Below are 16,574 nucleotides of genomic sequence, written 5' to 3'. Positions count from 1 at the left end.
CATAAATGCAACCTTTTTTCCATCCTTTTCAATTTTATTGGATAAATCAGAGTTGATGAGTTAGTCACTGATACTCAATGAAAATCAAAGAGCAAACTAGGAAGCTAGCCGCAGGTTGCTCAAAACACTGTTTTGAGGTTGTAGATAAGACTGACGAAGTCAGCTCAAAACACTGTTTTGAGGTTGCAGATAGAACTGACGAAGTCAGTAACATATATACGGCAAGGCGACGTTGACGCGATTTGAAGAGATTTTCGAAGAGTATTATTCGTAAAAAATCTCAAAAAGCCTACCTTTCGGTAGACTTAGTTTGTTTCTATTCTAATCGGTACTCTTCCAAAATTCTGCTCTGCTATACTTGGATGTCCTAGTTGATAAATCTGGTCTGCCTTTTGAGTCATAGCATCCCAAGGTTCTTTGCCAATTCGGCTGACTAGACTGACCTGACCTTTCAAAGACTTGAGATGTTGCCTGCCTTTTTCAGTAAATCCAAGGACATGAATAGATTCTGGCAAGTTACTTTCTCTAGCCTGCACCAAAATATAGGTCAATAGGCGTCTGACACGCGCCTTGGTGTAACGTTTGGTGGTCACTAACTCGACCAATTCTTCCACAGACTGGGCTGTTTTAATAGCTTCTTTAATGCGCACAGCCATTTCTTGATTGACCTGATAGATGGTGGTTAGGTCGGGATTTGACAAGATTTGATAGCGGAGCAAGGGAAAATAGTCTTCCCAGATCACCTTACTGGCCTGCTCAAATAGGGCAACAGAAGGCATAAAACGTTCTAAGAAATCTTTGTCCCTTTGGTGCTGACGAAGAGCTGTCGCTGAGGCAAAGTCCACATCCTGGTCCACAGAATGGTAACCTGCCCCCTGACGCTGAATTGGCTCAAGCTTGATGTTTCGTCCTGCAACTGCCTTGACATAAGCCAGAGCAAGGACATGATTGGGCGTATTGCCTGAAAAATCAAGACCTGCAAATTCCTTCCACATGGCTTGGGTTTTCTGGGGATAAGAGAGGGAATCAGGCAGATTTTCCACAAATTTCTCCATCTCAACCCCCTGCTCTGTGTATAAGTCAGCGATTTTCTGGTAATCCAGAATTTCCTCCGTCCCAAATGCTAAAGTATCAATGCCCAACCGAGCCAAGATATCCACAGCTCCTTGGCCGAAGAAATCCGCCGCCTGAACACTGACTAAAAAGGGCAATTCCACTACCAAGTCTGCGCCATTTTCCAGCGCCATCTGGGCCCGTGTCCACTTGTCAACGATAGCAGGCTCTCCTCGCTGCATAAAATTACCAGACATGACAACGATTTTCAGTCCCTCAGCCTGATCCAGCAAGTATTTATGCCCATTATGAAAAGGATTAAACTCCGCAATAATACCTGTGATGGTCATAGTAATCTCCTACTTCTGCGCCACAAAAAACCAACGAGCGCTAGTTTCTGTTGGCTCCTTGTCCTCAAAGTCCGCATAGAGTTTGAAGGACTTGAAACCAGCCTGTTCCAGTAAAATATCATAGGTCAGAACCTCATAAGTCCGCTCCTCATGCACTTCATCGTGGCGACTAAAGGAACCGTCCGCCTCCTTGATAAAGAAAGTTAGCTCATGGACGATGGAGTGAGGTGCTGCATCCTCATAAGTATCCCAGAGCATGGCAAAATCTTCCGCATTTTCATGGTAGGAATAGCCTGGAAAAATTTCATCCGTCTGGTAAGTCGAATGCACATCAAAGATGAAAACTCCGTCTTCGTTGAGGACATTATAGACTTCTTTAAAAACGTCCCCTACTTCCACCTCATCCTGCATGTAGCAGATTGAGTCCGAGTAACACGTGACAAAGTCGTATTGACCTGCCTTGGACAAATCCAGCATATTACCTTCCATAAAATCAATCTTTTGCTTGGCTGAAGTTGCTCTCTTCTCCGCAATCTTCAACATATCCGCACTCAAGTCAAGTCCAGTCACATCAAAACCAGCCTGAGAGAAGCGCACTGATTGAATTCCTGTCCCACAAGCCAGTTCCAAGAGTTTCTTTCTCTCCTTAGTCTTAGGCAAATGACGCAGAGAAAAATCAGTCCATTTGTCGTATAAACTGTCATCCATGACCGCATCATAGACCGCCGCAAAAGTTTCATAAGTTGCCATAATCATGATACCAAGAGCCTACATGGCAAACACCACTCGCCCTCACCTTTCTATCAATTTTCTTCTAAAATAAGCAAAGAAACCCAGTTGACTACAACTGAGTTCATCTTCTACGCCAGAGTTTCAGATAAGTCTACAGAATCCGCCTCATGCCATAGTTTTTCCAGATTATAGTGGGCACGCATTTCTTCTGAGAAGATATGTACAACGACAGCACCGAGGTCTAGCAAGACCCAACCTCCAGCCGCATCTCCTTCGATATGACTGCCTTTAAAGCCTGCTTCCGCTACTTTTTCACGGATATTATCAGCGATAGCGTCCAACTGACGGCTATTCATAGAGCTAGTGATGACAAAGTAGTCCGTCACACTAGTCAAATCTTGTACGTCAAGTGCGAGGATATCCTCCGCACGTTTCTCATCAGCCGCTTTCACGACTAGTTCTAGTAATTCTTTTTCGTTCATTTAATCCTCTTTTTAGAAAATATGTTTGTAATCTAGGACATCTGCAAAGCGCTCCTCCCAAATGTCCTCATAAAATTCATTAATCGTTTCTGCTGGAATGTCATCCCCATCAAAGGTTGTGACAGCACCTTCTGGAACAATAAGCTGATAGCCATATTCAAAGGCAACCTTGACAGAGGTATCCACACAATATTCTGTCTGCATACCACATAAAACTAATTTTTCAATCCCCTGTTTATCCAAGTATTCTTTTAAGCCAGTTTCTTTGAAAATACTGTTATACTTCTTCTGAAAGACCTTTTCAGCAGGTTTTCGATTTAAAAGCGCAGATAACTGCCAATCTTCTGATGTTTGAGCTTCAGAGTTCTCAATATGTTGAACATAGATAATTTCAATATTCTTGCTTCTAGCCTGGTTTTGTAAATAAGAAATTTTTTCCAATAGACTTTTTGTCTGGAACCCAGTTTCTACTAAAACATTCTGAACATCAATGATTATAAAAGCCATCTTCATTTAGTTCTCTTTCAAATAGTGCACAAAGGCGTTATAGGTTTCAAGGGTTTGGGGATAGATGGGGAATCCCTGATGAGCTAGATACTCCACGGTACGAGCTGTTTCGTAGGCCACCGCCTTATTGAGCGATAGACTTGCAATCTCACGCGCCACATCTACTCCAGGAAAGGATCGATTGTGCTCGATATAGTCTGCTACATAGACAACCTTATCTAGGTCTGTCATCTGACCAGCACCGACTGTATGGACTTCAATGGCTCGCAGGATTTCTGAATCATGCAAATCCAAATCTTCCTGAATTTTGTAAATTCCGACCATACCATGCCAGACATTATTACCCCAGTTTTTGAGGTCGAAATCTAGCTGATAACGGTCAATCAAGTCTAGAAATTCCTGATCTGACAACTTTTTAGCATAGTCATGAAGAAGACCTGCTAGACTTGCTTTCTCAACATCTACACCAAAGCGCTGAGCTAACTCCATAGCGGCACGCTCCACACCTAGACAATGGGTTAGACGTTTCTCAGGTAGAAGCTCTGCCATTTTTTCCAACAAGGCCTCACGGGAGCAGTTGATATAGTCTTGATAGGACATCAGTAGAGCCCCTCCTTCTCGATGTAGTCTAGCACTGGCTGAGGTAGGAGAAAGTTGGGTTTCCGACCTTGGGCAATGAAGTCCCGCACCATGCTGGACGAGATATCCATGAGCGGTACGTCCACCCAGATAACTGGATAGGAAGTCCCTGCCTTGTAGCGTGGACGCTGAACCCCCACAAACTGAACCATGTCAACCAGTTCATCAATTCGGTACCACTTAGGCAGATAGTCAACCATGTCGGCACCGATGATAAAGTAATAATCCGTATCTGGATTCTTCTCTGTCAAAATCTTCATGGTGTCGTAAGTGTAGGAAATACCCTTGCGCTCCAACTCAATAGTTTCAATGACTAGGCCGTCAATCCCCTCAATTGCCAACTCAAGCATCTTGAGACGATGGTGTTCAGGGATGGTTTCCTTTTTATCAACGTGAGGAGGTTGGTATTCAGGCATGAGCAGAACTTGATCCAGTCCCAACTGTTGCCGTACTTGATCCGCAACAATAAGATGGGCATTGTGAACAGGGTTAAAATTCCCCCCTAAAATCCCAACTTGTTTGCGTTTTTTCTCCTTGATTTCTGGCTCCAACTCTACCTTGGTAAAGGGAGTCAATAGTTCGATTGTCATAGGCTAGTCCCCTTTATTTCTCTATAAAAACAGTTATTTGGAGTTTCGGTCTTAGATTTCTTTGACTTTCTTAGAAATCTTGCGATTTTCTTTCTTGCTGGATTGTTTAAACAAAATCAAGATGCGTCCTATTTTTTGGACTGTATCCACACCGATTTCTTCTTCCAAAATTTCAGCTACTTCGTGGATGTTTTCATCTGTGTTTTGTAAGAGAGTAACCTTGATTAATTCACGCGCATCAAGAGCTTGACGGACGCTGGTTTTGATTTGGTCGTTCAGTCCATTTTTCCCGATTTGGATGATAGGTTTGAGGATGTGTGCCTGGCTGTTGAGGAAGGCACGTTGTTTTGATGTTAATGACATAATTTTCTTCCTTGTTTTTTGATAGTTATTTTAGGTGGTGAGGGACGGTCGGAACTAATTTTCCAAAGATTTCATCTTTGAAAAATGGATTTCCTGACCTCACAATTGAGCCTTGGTCTCAATTGTGCCCCTTGCCAATCTACAGATTGGCAATCACACCACGGCAATAACTATCGCTATATGAGCTCACTTTGTTCGCTCAGCGATTTTGTTTTAAATAATTGCTTTTCGTATGACGACGGCGACGCCTTCTGGTGCCCAGACGGCGACTTTGGCAGTGCCTGTTACACGAATCCAACCTAGGCCTGAGATGACTAGGTCTGTCTTATCCTTGATTGTAAATACATGCTCAATCAGTTTTGGAAAATCTTCTTTTTCCTTACTGTTTGGAGGCGTGAGAAGGGTTCCGACGTGCTTGTCGTAAAATGCACTAGCGCCTTCAAGCTTAGTACGATGCAATTTGAGTTCATTGTCAAAGAAGGCTGTGAAACCTTGCTTTTCACCCGCAATGAAATCAAATCGTCCGAGACCACCTAGAAACAGAGTTTGTTCAGGATTTAGCTGATAGGTTTTAGGTTTGATTTCCTTTTTGGGGCTGACATACTTGAGGTTTTTGGCCGTCAAGTAGTGGGCCATCTGGTAACGATGGATAATCCCCGGTGTATCGTAGATATAAGATCCGTCGTCAAGCGGAATCTCGATTTTATCCAAGGTTGTCCCTGGGAAGCGTGACGTCGTGATGACATTCTGGTCACCCGTGATTTCTTGGATAATGGCATTGATTAAAGTTGATTTTCCAGCGTTGGTTACACCGACCACATAGACATCGCGGCCTTTACGGTAGTGTTCAATCTTGTCAATGACTTCCTTAATGGCATGTTTGTTTTGGGCTGAAGTTAGGACGACATCAACTGGACGAAGTCCTTCTTCGTGGGCACGTTCCATGAGCCACTGGCTAATCTTGCCTGGTTTAACAGACTTGGGCAAGATATCTTTTTTATTTCCAACTAAGAGGACATCATTGCCCGAGACAAAACGTGGCAAGCCTGGAATGACAGAGCCATTAAAGTCAAAGATATCAATGACATTGACCACTAAGGCATCACTGTCTCCCACCTCGTGCAAGAGCTTGAGGAAATCATCGTCCGTCAACTGGACATCCGTGATTTCATTGTAGTGGCGGAGACGGAAACAGCGTTGACAATAGACTTCGCCAGTCTCCAAACCTTTTTCAAGTGCCGACTGGGGAGTAAAACCAAGACCAGCCTTGTCTGTCGTCTGAATGGTTGCTCCACAACCAATACAGAGAATTTCTTCCATAGTTAAATTCCTTTTTTATATGTAATCGGTCCGTACTTTTCAGTGATTTTTCGCTTCACACGGCGCTCACGAGCTCGGTTGATCTGCGTTTTGATCGAGTCATGTTGGACCAAGGGCTTGACCAAGATTGAACGAATGCCTGCACGGTGGGCTGCTCGTATATCTGTCATGAGCTGGTCGCCAACCATGACCACTTCCTTTTTCTCATAGTGAAATTCCTTCATGGCACGGTCAATTCCAAATGTGAAGGGCTTCAGAGCCCAATAAACGTAGTCAATCCCAAATTTCTCAACTGCTCGTTGGACGCGTTTTTTGGTGTTATTTGACACTACGATAATGCGAATGCCCGCGTCCCGAAGGTCATGTAGCCATTGCTTCATCTCTGGTGTCCCGTCAGGGTTGTTCCAAGCAATAAGGGTATTGTCCAAATCGACCAAAACAGCCTTGATTCCCTGCGCCTGCAGGCTTGGGACTGTCAGATCATAGACTGCTTCCACAGCAAAATCTGGCATGTAGTTTTCAATCGCCATTCTGGCTCCTTTTCTTAACTTTTTTTCGCAATTTTCCTTAGTAACAAGGATAAAACAATCCATAACCCTGCACTAGCTATACTGATGTAGAGCCAAGCATGGGGCTCATCTGTTAAAGGTAGGGGAACATTCATTCCGAAAAAGCCTGTCACGACTGCCAAAACAGCTAGCAAGACTGAAATGATAGTCAAGGTTGTCAAATTATCATTCAGATTATTGTTTAGAATATTGTTGTAAGAGGCTGAAAGTTGCTGTAAAATCTGAGAGATTAGGTCTGTCATGGATACCAGCTGATGAGCCTCAATCATAGCATCATCAAACTGCTCTCTCTCAATCTCATCAAAACTACGATACAAGGCATGACCTTGAATATGCTCCAACAAAATCCGATTTTGTTTAGCAGCCGCAGTAAGATAAACCATACCCGTCTCCAAGTCGGAAAGGGCAAAAAGATTTTTCTTAGTTGTTCGCTGACGCAAGAGACCATTGACCTCGTCCTTACTCTTATCCATCTGCTCGATGACAGGGTAGTAGGCATTGCTGATGATTTCCAGACTGGCAAAAAGAAACTTGTAGATCGAAAGCGTGTCATGACTCTCCAGATAACGGGTCATTTGTTCAATGACATAGGCGTTCTTGGTATTACTAATGGTAATCAGGCGACGATGCTCCACGATAAAGGTCATGGGAAAAGTCTCATAGTAGGCCTTGTCCTTTTTCACATCTAGGACATTATAGATAAAGGTAACCGTCCCACTTTCACGGTGGTAGTCCATGTGGGCACGCTCATTCCTATCCAGTGCGTACTCAATGGTTTCCTTGTCCAAGCCGTAGATTTCAGAAAGGTCTTCTAGTTTATTCAACTTTCCGAGGTCTAGGTCTATCCAGGTACAACCATTGCCCAACTGCTTTTCTAAAACCATCTTTTCTCCTTTATTAAACTCCCTCTATTGTACCACAAATTACTTAAAATAACAGGTCTAGTCCGTGCGTGAGAAATTGCTAACAACCGTGATATTTCGGTTCGGAACAAAGTGAAGAGCTTGCTCCTCGCTACGAAGCTGTGTCGTACGAATTCCCACACTGACAACCTTACCCGATACAGTAATGGGGCCGTTGGTCAGAACAACCTCATCTCCCACATCCAGTTGACGTTCAAAAAGGATGAAAAAGCCATTGATGACATCAGACAGAAAACCTTGGGCTCCCATCCCAATCGCCACCCCAGCGATTCCAGCCCCAGCCAGCAAGCTAGATACAGGTAAGCCTAAAATCGATAAAATACAGTAGAGTAAAAAGAAATATGACGTATAATTAAACACATTTTCTAACAAACGTGAGATGGTTTTCTGGCGCCCGACATCATGATGAGACATTTTTAGAGAAGGTTTGGCAATTCTCTGCACCATGGTATGAAGCATTTTTTTAGCAATATAAAATACAATCAAAAGCAGTAAAAGAGAAATGACCTTGGTTAGAATATTTTCGATAATGGTTGTCACATCTAGCTTTTCAATATAAGCTTGAATAAATTTTTGCATATAAAACTCCTTTATTTCATTATACCATATTTTCATCAGTCTCATTATCCATAAATATTCAAAAAATAGACAGAAAATTCTTGATTTTGTCTATCGTTTATACTATAATCATAATCACTACACAGAAAGGAGATTATTATGAAAAGAATCATTCATGCTTGGAACAAGGCAAGCCTTGTCAAGCGTATCTTGATTGGTATGCTTTGTGGGGGAATTCTAGGACTGACCCTTCCTAATCTCTCAGGAATTGGGCTACTCGGTGATTTATTCGTTGGAGGTCTAAAAGCTGTTGCTCCTATCCTAGTCTTTGCTCTCGTTGCTAATGCCCTTTCCCAACATCAAAAGGGACAAGATAGCAATATGAAAACTGTTGTTTTCTTGTATATCCTAGGAACTTTTGCCGCTGCTCTTGTAGCTGTACTAGCAAGTTTCATCGTCCCTATTGAAATCACCCTAAATAGTGCTAATACCGATATTGCTCCACCAGATGGGATTGGACAGGTCCTCAGCAACCTCTTGCTCAAACTGGTTGACAATCCAGTCAACGCCCTGCTTACTGCTAACTATATTGGAATCTTATCTTGGGCAGTCATTTTTGGAATTGCTATGAGAGAGGCCAGCAAAAATAGTAAAGAATTACTAAAAACTATCGCTGACGTGACTTCTAAAATTGTCGAATGGATCATCAATCTGGCTCCATTTGGAATCCTTGGTCTTGTTTTTAAAACCATTTCTGACAAGGGAATCGGAAGCCTTGCCAACTACGGTATTTTATTGGTTCTATTAGTAACGACTATGCTTTTTGTTGCCCTTGTGGTCAACCCTTTGATTGCCTTCTTCTTTATGAGACGCAACCCTTACCCTCTAGTTTGGAACTGCCTCCGTGTCAGCGGTGTGACAGCCTTCTTCACTCGTAGTTCTGCGGCTAACATTCCTGTCAACATGAAACTCTGCCATGACCTTGGACTCAACCCAGATACCTATTCTGTTTCTATCCCACTTGGCTCTACTATCAACATGGCTGGAGCAGCGATTACCATTAACGTTTTGACCCTTGCTGCGGTAAATACTCTTGGAATCCCTGTTGACTTTGCCACAGCCTTTGTCCTCAGTGTGGTAGCAGCTATCTCAGCCTGCGGTGCTTCTGGTATTGCGGGAGGTTCCCTCCTTCTTATCCCAGTTGCTTGTAGCCTTTTCGGTATTTCTAACGATATTGCCATGCAAGTTGTTGGGGTTGGATTTGTGATTGGGGTCATCCAAGACTCATGTGAAACAGCCCTTAACTCTTCTACAGACGTCCTCTTTACTGCCGTTGCCGAATACGCAGCAGCCCGTAAAAAATAACTCATAAAGACAAGCCTGCTCAGGTCTTGTCTTTTACGCTTTTATTCTAACTTATTAGGAAACTCTTATGTCTATTAGCCAACGTACGACCAAGCTCATCTTAGCTACCTGTCTTGCCTGTTTTCTTGCTTATTTTCTCAATCTTTCCTCAGCAATTTCGGCTGGAATTATCGCTCTCTTGAGCCTATCTGATACGCGTAGAAGTACTTTAAAACTGGCTCGCAATCGACTCTTTTCCATGCTCCTAGCTCTGGCTATCGGTGTTCTAGCTTTTCACCTGAGCGGATTTCATATCTGGAGCCTCGGCCTCTATCTAGCCCTCTATGTTCCCCTGGCCTATAAGATGGGCTGGGAAATTGGCATCACACCAAGTAGCGTGTTGGTTAGCCATCTCTTGGTGCAAAAATCAACCTCTCCAGACCTTCTAGTCAATGAATTCCTTCTCTTTGCTATCGGTACAGGATTTGCCTTACTGGTCAATCTCTACATGCCTTCACGAGAAGAGGAAATCCAGCACTACCACACGCTGGTGGAAGAAAAGTTAAAAGATATCCTCCAGCGTTTCAAATATTATTTATCCAGAGGGGATGGACGCAACCGAGCACAGCTGGTGGAAGAATTGGACACCCTTTTGGAAGAAGTCCTCAGACTGGTCTATTTGGATCACTCAGACCACCTCTTTCACCAGACTGATTACCATATTCACTACTTTGAGATGAGACAGCTACAAAGTCGTATCCTGCGAAACATGGCCCAGCAAATCAACACCTGTCACCTAGCTGCCAGTGAGAGCCTGATTTTGGCTCAACTCTTTTCAAAAATTGCAGGTCAACTGAGCCAGACCAATCCTGCTTCTGATTTGCTAGATGAAATCGAACGCTATCTGGAAGTCTTCCGCAACCGCAGTCTGCCCAAGACAAGAGAAGAATTTGAAACCCGCGCTACCCTTCTTCAACTCCTACGTGAAACCAAAACCTTCATCCAAGTAAAAGTTGATTTTTACAAAAATATGGACAGTAAAAAAGAAAACCACTAAAAAACAGAACTTGCCAGCATTCTTGAAAAGTAGTATAATTATTGCATGCGCAATCATCTTGTGACGCAGAGACTGCCAGTTAATGGACTTTCTTCTATTTATGACTCTAAAAAGAAAGGAGACACTATGACCTATTTGGAAAAATGGTTTGACTTCAATCGGCGTCAGAAAGAAATTGAAAGTCTCCTGGAAGAGACCATTGCCCAACAGAGCGAGCAAAGTCTGACCTTGAAAGAGTTCTACCTGCTCTACTATCTGGACTTGGCCCAAGAAAAATCTCTACGCCAGATTGACCTGCCAGATAAGCTTCATCTGAGCCCGAGCGCAGTTTCTAGGATGGTGGCTCGCTTGGAAGCTAAAAATTGCGGTCTACTCAGTCGCATGTGCTGCCATCAAGATAGACGCTCTAGTTTTATCTGCCTGACAAGTGATGGGCAAAAAACACTGGCCTCTCTACAAAAGGCTGTCGAAGAAAGCTTGGAAGCAGGTTTGGATTTCTTGATTTAAGATGATTTTAGAAAAAAGTTGCGTGCGCAATCATTTTTATTGACATTCTCTTTTACAAGGAGTAAAATAAAGTCAAGATTAAACAAAGGAGTTTTATATGATCGAAATTACTTATCTAGACGCCAGTAAGAACGAAAGAACTGTGACTTTCGAATCCTATGAAGATTTTGATCGTTCGCAACAAGCTTGCATTATCGGCGTCGCAGACTACTACCCTGTCCAAAAATTGACTTATAAGGATCATGATTTGGACTACCATGGGACTTATGGAGATATCTTCTTCTATCTCAAGAAACAAGATTTAAGCCAATATAACTAAAAAAGGAGAAATACAATGGCAAAAGCAATTACAGATGCAACATTCGAACAAGAAACAAAAGACGGTTTGGTCTTAGTAGACTTCTGGGCAACTTGGTGTGGTCCATGTCGTATGCAAGGTCCAATCTTGGACAAATTGTCTGAAGAACTTTCAGAAGATGTCTTGAAAATCGTTAAAATGGACGTTGATGAAAATCCAAACACAGCTCGTGCTTTTGGAATCATGTCTATTCCAACTCTTCTCTTCAAAAAAGACGGCCAAGTTGTCAAACAAGTTGCTGGTGTTCACACAGCAGAACAAATCAAGGCCATCGTTGCTGAATTGAGCTAATCAAACGAGAGACCAAGTACTTTCTTTGGTCTCTTTTTTCTTGCCCTTTGCCATTTTTCAAAAAATATGCTAGACTGTATGTAGAATATTACGATGTTTGGGACATGCCATCGCTAAAAAAAACCTTGACTTGGTATTTTTTAGCTCCCTCAAGGGAGCTTTTTGCGTGCTCTGAACATTCCCCATTTTGGAAGGAGTACTATGAAACGTCAATCAGCCTTGGTCGTCTTTAGTGGCGGTCAAGATTCTACAACCTGCCTCTTTTGGGCTAAAGAACACTATGAAACGGTCGAAGCCGTTACCTTTGCCTACGGTCAACGCCATCATCTCGAAATTCAAGTCGCTAGAGAAATCGCTAAAGAACAGGGGATTCGTCATCATATCCTAGATATGTCTCTGCTGGGGCAAATCACTGAAAATGCCCTGACCTCTGATCTGGAAATTGAGCAAAAAGAGGGAGAGGTTCCCAATACCTTCGTTGATGGTCGCAACCACCTCTTTCTATCCTTTGCGGCAGTCCTTGCTAAGCAACGAGGTATTAAAGACATCGTGACAGGTGTCTGCGAGACAGACTTCTCAGGCTACCCCGATTGTCGAGATGTCTTTGTCAAATCCCTTAATGTTACCCTCAACCTTGCCATGGATTACGACTTTGTTATCCAAACACCTCTCATGTGGCTAGACAAGGCTGAAACTTGGGAATTGGCTGACCAACTCGGTGCCTTTGACTATGTTCGTGAAAAGACCTTGACCTGCTACAACGGGATTATTGGAAGTGGCTGTGGAGATTGCCCAGCCTGCCACCTACGTCAACATGGTCTAGATGTTTATCTCTCACAGAAAGGAGAGGACTAATGTTTTTTGCACCCAAAGAAATCAAACAGGATACTGGGGAGTCTCTTGTCTACAATCCTCACAGAACCTTGGTATCAAAAGAATTTACCTTCGATGCTGCCCACCACCTCTTTCACTATGAGGGAAAATGCAAATCCCTGCATGGCCACACCTATCATCTGCAGATTGCTGTCAGTGGATTTTTAGATGAACGTGGCATGACCTACGATTTCGGAGACATCAAAGCGATCTACAAGAACTACTTAGAGCCCCACTTGGATCATCGCTATCTCAATGAAACCCTGCCCTATATGAACACGACTGCTGAAAATATGGTTTACTGGATTTTCCAAACCATGAACCAAGAATTGCCAGACGAACGAGGCCTCCGTTTGGAATACGTTCGCCTCTATGAGACTCCGACTGCCTTTGCGGAGTTTAGACGGGAGTGGTTAGATGACTAGGGAACGTGTTCTCAAACTACCAGTTCTGGAAATTTTTGGCCCAACTTTTCAAGGTGAAGGTCGTGCTATCGGGCAGAAAACCATGTTTGTCCGCACTGCTGGTTGCGACTACCACTGCGACTGGTGCGATTCTGCCTTCACTTGGGATGGCTCTGAAAAGCCAACTCGTATGACTGCTGACGAGGTCATTGCTGCCTTGGATAAATTAGGGAGCTACGACTATGTAACCCTATCTGGGGGAAATCCTGCTATCCTAGCAGCCAACATGGCTGAGCTGGTCACCAAACTCAAGGAACGTGGTGTTACTCTGGCTGTTGAAACTCAAGGCTCTCGCTGGCAAAATTGGTTAAAAGACATCGACCAGGTTACTCTCAGTCCCAAACCTCCTTCATCCAAGATGGAAGTCAACTTTGAGACCTTGGACTTTATCGTTTCCCAACTTGATCCAGACAGGGTCACCTTTAAAATCCCTGTCTTTGATGATGCCGATTTGGCCTTTGCCAAAGGGATTCAAGAACGCTACCAACCAGATGTTCTCTTCTTATCAGCAGGAAATCCTGAGCCCAAGGCTACGGGTAATATTGTCCAAGACCAACTGGACCGCCTCAAAGAACTCTGGGAACGTGTCGCTGCTGACGACAGCTGGGGCAATGTCCGCGTCCTCCCTCAACTGCATACCCTCCTCTACGATAATCAACGTGGTGTTTAAGATTAGAAAGAAAAAATCATGTCACAACAAGAAGAAATGAAAAACCTAAGCCTACTAGGCAACAAAGAAACCAACTACATTTTCGAATATCAACCAGAAGTCCTCGAATCCTTTGACAATCGTCATGTGGAAAATGACTATTTTATCAAATTTAACTGTCCTGAATTTACCTCACTTTGCCCGATCACTGCTCAACCAGACTTTGCGACCATTTATATTTCCTACATCCCTGACAAGCTCTGTGTTGAGTCAAAATCCCTCAAACTCTACCTCTTTAGCTACCGAAATCACGGAGATTTTCACGAAAACTGTATCAACACCATCGGGAAAGACTTGGTCAACTTGCTAGACCCTCGCTATTTAGAAGTCTGGGGAAAATTCACTCCGCGCGGTGGCATTTCAATCGACCCCTACTACAACTACGGTAAGCCTGGAACTAAGTATGAAGGCTTGGCAGAACAACGCCTCTTCCAACACGACCTTTATCCAGAGAAAATTGACAATCGTTAAACTCATACTCAATGAAAATCAAAAATCAAACTAGGAAGCTAGCCGCAAGTTGCTCAAATCACTGCTTTGAGGTTGCAGATGGAAGCTGACGTGGTTTGAAGAGATTTTCGAAGAGTATCATACGAAAAAGCCCTGTTCCTCTAGATGAGGAGCAAGGCTTTTTGTTTTTCAATTATTCTTCTGTTCCAAGGAAGTTTTTTGCAACGAGGGCTGCAAGAACCCCACCAACGATTGGTGCAAGGATGAAAATCCAAACTTGTTGAAGGGCTGCGCCACCTACCAAAACAGCTGGTGCCAAGCTACGAGCTGGATTTACTGAAAGCCCAGTAATGTTCAATCCGACAAGAATCATCGCCATCAAGGACAAACCGATTACCAAACCAGCAATCGCGCCATTTCCCTTGCTTGCTGAAGTCACAGTCATGATAACCAAGACAAACAAGAAAGTTGCGATGACTTCAAACAAGAAACCACCAAAGACAGTGACACCGTTTGCCAAGGCATTTTCACCAAGGCTAGCAGTTGACATACCCGAGTTAGCCAAGAGGAAGAAGACTGCGCCAGAAGCGATGAAAGCTCCAACAACCTGACCAAGTATGTAGTTTACAAGTTCTGAAGATGACAAACGTTTGTTAACAAACATAGCAATCGAAACAGCTGGATTCAAGTGAGCACCTGAAACAGTTCCGATTGAGTAGGCTGCAACTACGATTGCCAGACCAAAGGCAACGGCAATCCCTAGGTGACCAAGACCTTCAACACCATTTCCAAAAACAACAGCTCCTGTCCCGACGAATACAAGCATGAACGTACCGATTAACTCAGCAACAAATTTTTTCATTTTCTTTCTCCTTTTTTCAAAAACTAGATACTAGTCTATCAAAAGTAGGAAAGGGTTTCAAGAAAATTGATTGGAAATTTTTTGAAAATCATAGAACTACTAGCAATACCTAATATTGAAAAGATTGAATAGCTTCTTTCAAGTCATCTTGTAAACTATTTCTCTGGTCAAGTTGGACATAGACTTCCAACAGACAGGATCTGAAGTTGGAAAATTTATAAAAATCTTCCCTTTCTTCTATCGGAAAGTCAACAGCTTTTATCCAAGAAGCTACTTGCTCTTGCGCTAACTTCCCTTGTAAAATAGGTTCATAGATCACTCTTGCTAAACGCCAATCCTCATCATCTGTAAAGCGAATCGAAACTCTTTTAAATAGTTGGCCAAGTATATCAAATACTTCATGAACTCTGTTTTTAGGAAAGTTGGGATGACAAACCACCTCTGTCAGTAAATCGGCTCCATGTGCAAAAGTATGAACCCAACCATACTGACTTGAAAAACCCGTTGTATCCTTTTCTTTTGAAAGATAATACAAACCTTGATTTAAAAGGACATTACGAATTCCTGCATTTAATTCCTGATAAAAAATCGATTGCTGGTTGGCATCTGCAGACAAGAGATTTGCATAAATAAGCGCCCTAAAAGAACGTTCAAGGGTTGACAGGCCTACCTTATCAATATCTTTATCTAACCCTCCATCAGATGAAATCCCTTCAGCAATGAAATGAAATTGTTCCTGTGTAAATAGCTCTTCCTGAATCCCTCTAGCAAAGCTTGTAAAAACAAGGTCATCACGAATTTCTGGAGAAGGATCTCCCAAATGATCAAGTAGCCACTGGATTTCTTCCTGGTTATAACTTAGTTTTTCTTCTGCTATTTTTCTAAGTAACTTTTGATACATGGTCAATACCTCTACATTTCTAGCAACTGTTCAAAAAGCTGTCCTTAAATGACTTTAGCAATTTGTAAAATTAAGTTAAAGAGAAAAAGACATTTATATTCAGAGAAACAGCACATTTCTGAAAGGATACATAAATGATTTATTCCATATTACCACAAATGAACTTGTAATGATAGAACTTTATCACAAAAATCACATTTCTGTCTCAAAAATTGCGAAAAACTAGTTATATAGTCATTTAGTTTTAAAAAAGCGTTCCAAACATTCAAAAATAGTTGGGACTTCCCTTAATAAATCTGTTACTTTCTTTTTCAAGATAGCCCAAGCTTGCTCAATAGGATTCAAATCTGGTGAATAAGGCGGTAGAGGTAAGAAAAAGTGTTTATCTTGGATGCAGAGTTCATCCAAAATGTTCTTGGGATCAAAACTAGCATTGTCCATGATAATAACATGAGGTGTCTTCAAAGCAGGCAGGAGTTGCGTTTTGAACCACTCCACAAAGAAATCGCTTGTCCTGCTGTTCTTGTAAATCATGGGAGCTATAAACTCTCCGTCTACTTGTCCTGCAACAATTGAAGTTCGCTCAAAACGACGTCCGCTAATCTTTTCATAGACTTTCTCCCCTCTAGGAGCCCCTGCATAAGGACGATAGAGGTAGCGGTCGATTCCTGT

Annotated in this window: 22 protein-coding genes and 1 pseudogene; 9 read left to right on the top strand and 14 right to left on the bottom strand. The window is 42.7% G+C overall.

The genetic code is table 11. The features are described 5' to 3' along the window. Positions 1–305 precede the first annotated feature (305 nt). The 11 genes from HT691_RS09525 to HT691_RS09475 form a co-directional block, all read right to left on the bottom strand. A complete protein-coding gene (locus HT691_RS09525) occupies positions 306–1,403 on the bottom strand; it encodes a nucleotidyltransferase (RefSeq protein WP_023933755.1) in 1,098 nt (365 codons plus the stop codon). A gap of 9 nt (positions 1,404–1,412) precedes the next feature. Next, positions 1,413–2,153 (bottom strand): class I SAM-dependent methyltransferase, encoded by a 741-nt coding sequence (locus HT691_RS09520; protein ID WP_023933752.1) that lies wholly within the window; start codon positions 2,151–2,153, stop codon positions 1,413–1,415. Between the two features lie 110 nt (positions 2,154–2,263). Then, positions 2,264–2,617 (bottom strand): ribosome silencing factor, encoded by a 354-nt coding sequence (rsfS, locus tag HT691_RS09515; RefSeq protein ID WP_023933751.1) that lies wholly within the window; start codon positions 2,615–2,617, stop codon positions 2,264–2,266. A 12-nt stretch (positions 2,618–2,629) separates the two neighbouring features. Continuing rightward, the gene (locus tag HT691_RS09510; protein ID WP_000781356.1) at positions 2,630–3,130 is read right to left on the bottom strand and encodes a cysteine hydrolase family protein; all 501 of its coding nucleotides are present in this window, start codon (positions 3,128–3,130) and stop codon (positions 2,630–2,632) included. Then, a complete protein-coding gene (gene yqeK / locus HT691_RS09505) occupies positions 3,131–3,724 on the bottom strand; it encodes a bis(5'-nucleosyl)-tetraphosphatase (symmetrical) YqeK (protein WP_023933749.1) in 594 nt (197 codons plus the stop codon). It lies immediately after the preceding gene. Then, entirely contained in the window at positions 3,724–4,353 is a 630-nt protein-coding gene (locus tag HT691_RS09500) for a nicotinate-nucleotide adenylyltransferase (protein ID WP_000151307.1), read from the bottom strand. Before HT691_RS09500 ends, yqeK begins: the two co-directional genes overlap by 1 nt. Before the next feature lie 51 nt (positions 4,354–4,404). Next, on the bottom strand, positions 4,405–4,716 hold the full coding sequence (gene yhbY / locus HT691_RS09495) for a ribosome assembly RNA-binding protein YhbY (RefSeq protein WP_000060163.1): 312 nt from the start codon (positions 4,714–4,716) through the stop codon (positions 4,405–4,407). Between the two features lie 213 nt (positions 4,717–4,929). After that, positions 4,930–6,036, bottom strand: coding sequence for a ribosome biogenesis GTPase YqeH (gene yqeH, locus HT691_RS09490; protein WP_172921606.1), 1,107 nt, complete (start codon positions 6,034–6,036; stop codon positions 4,930–4,932). A gap of 2 nt (positions 6,037–6,038) precedes the next feature. After that, entirely contained in the window at positions 6,039–6,566 is a 528-nt protein-coding gene (locus HT691_RS09485) for a YqeG family HAD IIIA-type phosphatase (protein WP_233053307.1), read from the bottom strand. A 14-nt stretch (positions 6,567–6,580) separates the two neighbouring features. After that, on the bottom strand, positions 6,581–7,489 hold the full coding sequence (locus tag HT691_RS09480) for a magnesium transporter CorA family protein (RefSeq protein WP_000242250.1): 909 nt from the start codon (positions 7,487–7,489) through the stop codon (positions 6,581–6,583). Positions 7,490–7,546: 57 nt separating this feature from the next. Then, positions 7,547–8,107, bottom strand: coding sequence for a mechanosensitive ion channel domain-containing protein (locus HT691_RS09475; protein ID WP_001168882.1), 561 nt, complete (start codon positions 8,105–8,107; stop codon positions 7,547–7,549). Positions 8,108–8,245: 138 nt separating this feature from the next. On the opposite strand from HT691_RS09475, the gene sstT reads away from it, so the two are divergent. The 9 genes from sstT (at position 8,246) to queF (ending at position 14,160) form a co-directional block, all read left to right on the top strand. Continuing rightward, complete coding sequence (gene sstT, locus HT691_RS09470; protein ID WP_000821228.1) at positions 8,246–9,451, top strand: serine/threonine transporter SstT; 1,206 nt, start codon at positions 8,246–8,248, stop codon at positions 9,449–9,451. A 67-nt stretch (positions 9,452–9,518) separates the two neighbouring features. After that, on the top strand, positions 9,519–10,487 hold the full coding sequence (locus HT691_RS09465) for an aromatic acid exporter family protein (protein WP_138706528.1): 969 nt from the start codon (positions 9,519–9,521) through the stop codon (positions 10,485–10,487). Between the two features lie 126 nt (positions 10,488–10,613). Continuing rightward, a complete protein-coding gene (locus HT691_RS09460; protein ID WP_138701746.1) occupies positions 10,614–10,994 on the top strand; it encodes a MarR family transcriptional regulator in 381 nt (126 codons plus the stop codon). Positions 10,995–11,091: 97 nt separating this feature from the next. Next, on the top strand, positions 11,092–11,313 hold the full coding sequence (locus HT691_RS09455) for a DUF4649 family protein (protein WP_000570252.1): 222 nt from the start codon (positions 11,092–11,094) through the stop codon (positions 11,311–11,313). Between the two features lie 15 nt (positions 11,314–11,328). Then, complete coding sequence (trxA, locus tag HT691_RS09450; protein WP_001029581.1) at positions 11,329–11,643, top strand: thioredoxin; 315 nt, start codon at positions 11,329–11,331, stop codon at positions 11,641–11,643. A gap of 201 nt (positions 11,644–11,844) precedes the next feature. Continuing rightward, a complete protein-coding gene (queC, locus tag HT691_RS09445) occupies positions 11,845–12,498 on the top strand; it encodes a 7-cyano-7-deazaguanine synthase QueC (RefSeq protein ID WP_023933747.1) in 654 nt (217 codons plus the stop codon). Next, entirely contained in the window at positions 12,498–12,941 is a 444-nt protein-coding gene (gene queD, locus HT691_RS09440; RefSeq protein ID WP_023938859.1) for a 6-carboxytetrahydropterin synthase QueD, read from the top strand. The genes queC and queD overlap by 1 nt, the downstream gene beginning before the upstream one ends. Continuing rightward, the gene (queE, locus tag HT691_RS09435; protein WP_000196466.1) at positions 12,934–13,650 is read left to right on the top strand and encodes a 7-carboxy-7-deazaguanine synthase QueE; all 717 of its coding nucleotides are present in this window, start codon (positions 12,934–12,936) and stop codon (positions 13,648–13,650) included. The genes queD and queE overlap by 8 nt, the downstream gene beginning before the upstream one ends. 18 nt (positions 13,651–13,668) lie before the next feature. Next, positions 13,669–14,160: a preQ(1) synthase gene (gene queF, locus HT691_RS09430; protein WP_000082587.1), complete on the top strand. Its 492-nt coding sequence runs from the start codon at positions 13,669–13,671 to the stop codon at positions 14,158–14,160. A 172-nt stretch (positions 14,161–14,332) separates the two neighbouring features. Here queF and HT691_RS09425 read toward each other — a convergent pair whose 3' ends face one another. The 3 genes and pseudogenes from HT691_RS09425 to HT691_RS09415 all read right to left on the bottom strand — a co-directional run. Next, positions 14,333–15,001, bottom strand: coding sequence for an aquaporin (locus HT691_RS09425; RefSeq protein ID WP_138699614.1), 669 nt, complete (start codon positions 14,999–15,001; stop codon positions 14,333–14,335). Between the two features lie 109 nt (positions 15,002–15,110). Next, the gene (locus HT691_RS09420) at positions 15,111–15,902 is read right to left on the bottom strand and encodes a DUF2785 domain-containing protein (protein ID WP_172925354.1); all 792 of its coding nucleotides are present in this window, start codon (positions 15,900–15,902) and stop codon (positions 15,111–15,113) included. A gap of 234 nt (positions 15,903–16,136) precedes the next feature. Beyond that, positions 16,137–16,574: pseudogene (locus HT691_RS09415) on the bottom strand (IS630 family transposase); the annotation flags it as partial.

The organism is Streptococcus sp. 477 (assembly GCF_013277295.1).
In the GTDB taxonomy this organism is placed as follows: Bacteria; Bacillota; Bacilli; order Lactobacillales; family Streptococcaceae; genus Streptococcus; species Streptococcus pseudopneumoniae.
This window is presented reverse-complemented; position numbering and strand designations above follow the sequence as displayed.

Coding starts and splice junctions, on each gene's coding strand:
- HT691_RS09520 (WP_023933752.1), bottom strand. CDS start 2,153: ATGGCAACTTATGAAACTTTTGCGGCGGTCTATGATGCGGTCATGGAT.
- HT691_RS09420 (WP_172925354.1), bottom strand. CDS start 15,902: ATGTATCAAAAGTTACTTAGAAAAATAGCAGAAGAAAAACTAAGTTAT.
- queF (WP_000082587.1), top strand. CDS start 13,669: ATGTCACAACAAGAAGAAATGAAAAACCTAAGCCTACTAGGCAACAAA.
- sstT (WP_000821228.1), top strand. CDS start 8,246: ATGAAAAGAATCATTCATGCTTGGAACAAGGCAAGCCTTGTCAAGCGT.
- HT691_RS09460 (WP_138701746.1), top strand. CDS start 10,614: ATGACCTATTTGGAAAAATGGTTTGACTTCAATCGGCGTCAGAAAGAA.
- HT691_RS09475 (WP_001168882.1), bottom strand. CDS start 8,107: ATGCAAAAATTTATTCAAGCTTATATTGAAAAGCTAGATGTGACAACC.
- HT691_RS09500 (WP_000151307.1), bottom strand. CDS start 4,353: ATGACAATCGAACTATTGACTCCCTTTACCAAGGTAGAGTTGGAGCCA.
- HT691_RS09465 (WP_138706528.1), top strand. CDS start 9,519: ATGTCTATTAGCCAACGTACGACCAAGCTCATCTTAGCTACCTGTCTT.
- rsfS (WP_023933751.1), bottom strand. CDS start 2,617: ATGAACGAAAAAGAATTACTAGAACTAGTCGTGAAAGCGGCTGATGAG.
- yqeH (WP_172921606.1), bottom strand. CDS start 6,036: ATGGAAGAAATTCTCTGTATTGGTTGTGGAGCAACCATTCAGACGACA.
- HT691_RS09480 (WP_000242250.1), bottom strand. CDS start 7,489: ATGGTTTTAGAAAAGCAGTTGGGCAATGGTTGTACCTGGATAGACCTA.
- trxA (WP_001029581.1), top strand. CDS start 11,329: ATGGCAAAAGCAATTACAGATGCAACATTCGAACAAGAAACAAAAGAC.
- HT691_RS09425 (WP_138699614.1), bottom strand. CDS start 15,001: ATGAAAAAATTTGTTGCTGAGTTAATCGGTACGTTCATGCTTGTATTC.
- queC (WP_023933747.1), top strand. CDS start 11,845: ATGAAACGTCAATCAGCCTTGGTCGTCTTTAGTGGCGGTCAAGATTCT.
- HT691_RS09510 (WP_000781356.1), bottom strand. CDS start 3,130: ATGAAGATGGCTTTTATAATCATTGATGTTCAGAATGTTTTAGTAGAA.
- HT691_RS09525 (WP_023933755.1), bottom strand. CDS start 1,403: ATGACCATCACAGGTATTATTGCGGAGTTTAATCCTTTTCATAATGGG.
- HT691_RS09485 (WP_233053307.1), bottom strand. CDS start 6,566: ATGGCGATTGAAAACTACATGCCAGATTTTGCTGTGGAAGCAGTCTAT.
- queE (WP_000196466.1), top strand. CDS start 12,934: ATGACTAGGGAACGTGTTCTCAAACTACCAGTTCTGGAAATTTTTGGC.
- HT691_RS09455 (WP_000570252.1), top strand. CDS start 11,092: ATGATCGAAATTACTTATCTAGACGCCAGTAAGAACGAAAGAACTGTG.
- queD (WP_023938859.1), top strand. CDS start 12,498: ATGTTTTTTGCACCCAAAGAAATCAAACAGGATACTGGGGAGTCTCTT.
- yhbY (WP_000060163.1), bottom strand. CDS start 4,716: ATGTCATTAACATCAAAACAACGTGCCTTCCTCAACAGCCAGGCACAC.
- yqeK (WP_023933749.1), bottom strand. CDS start 3,724: ATGTCCTATCAAGACTATATCAACTGCTCCCGTGAGGCCTTGTTGGAA.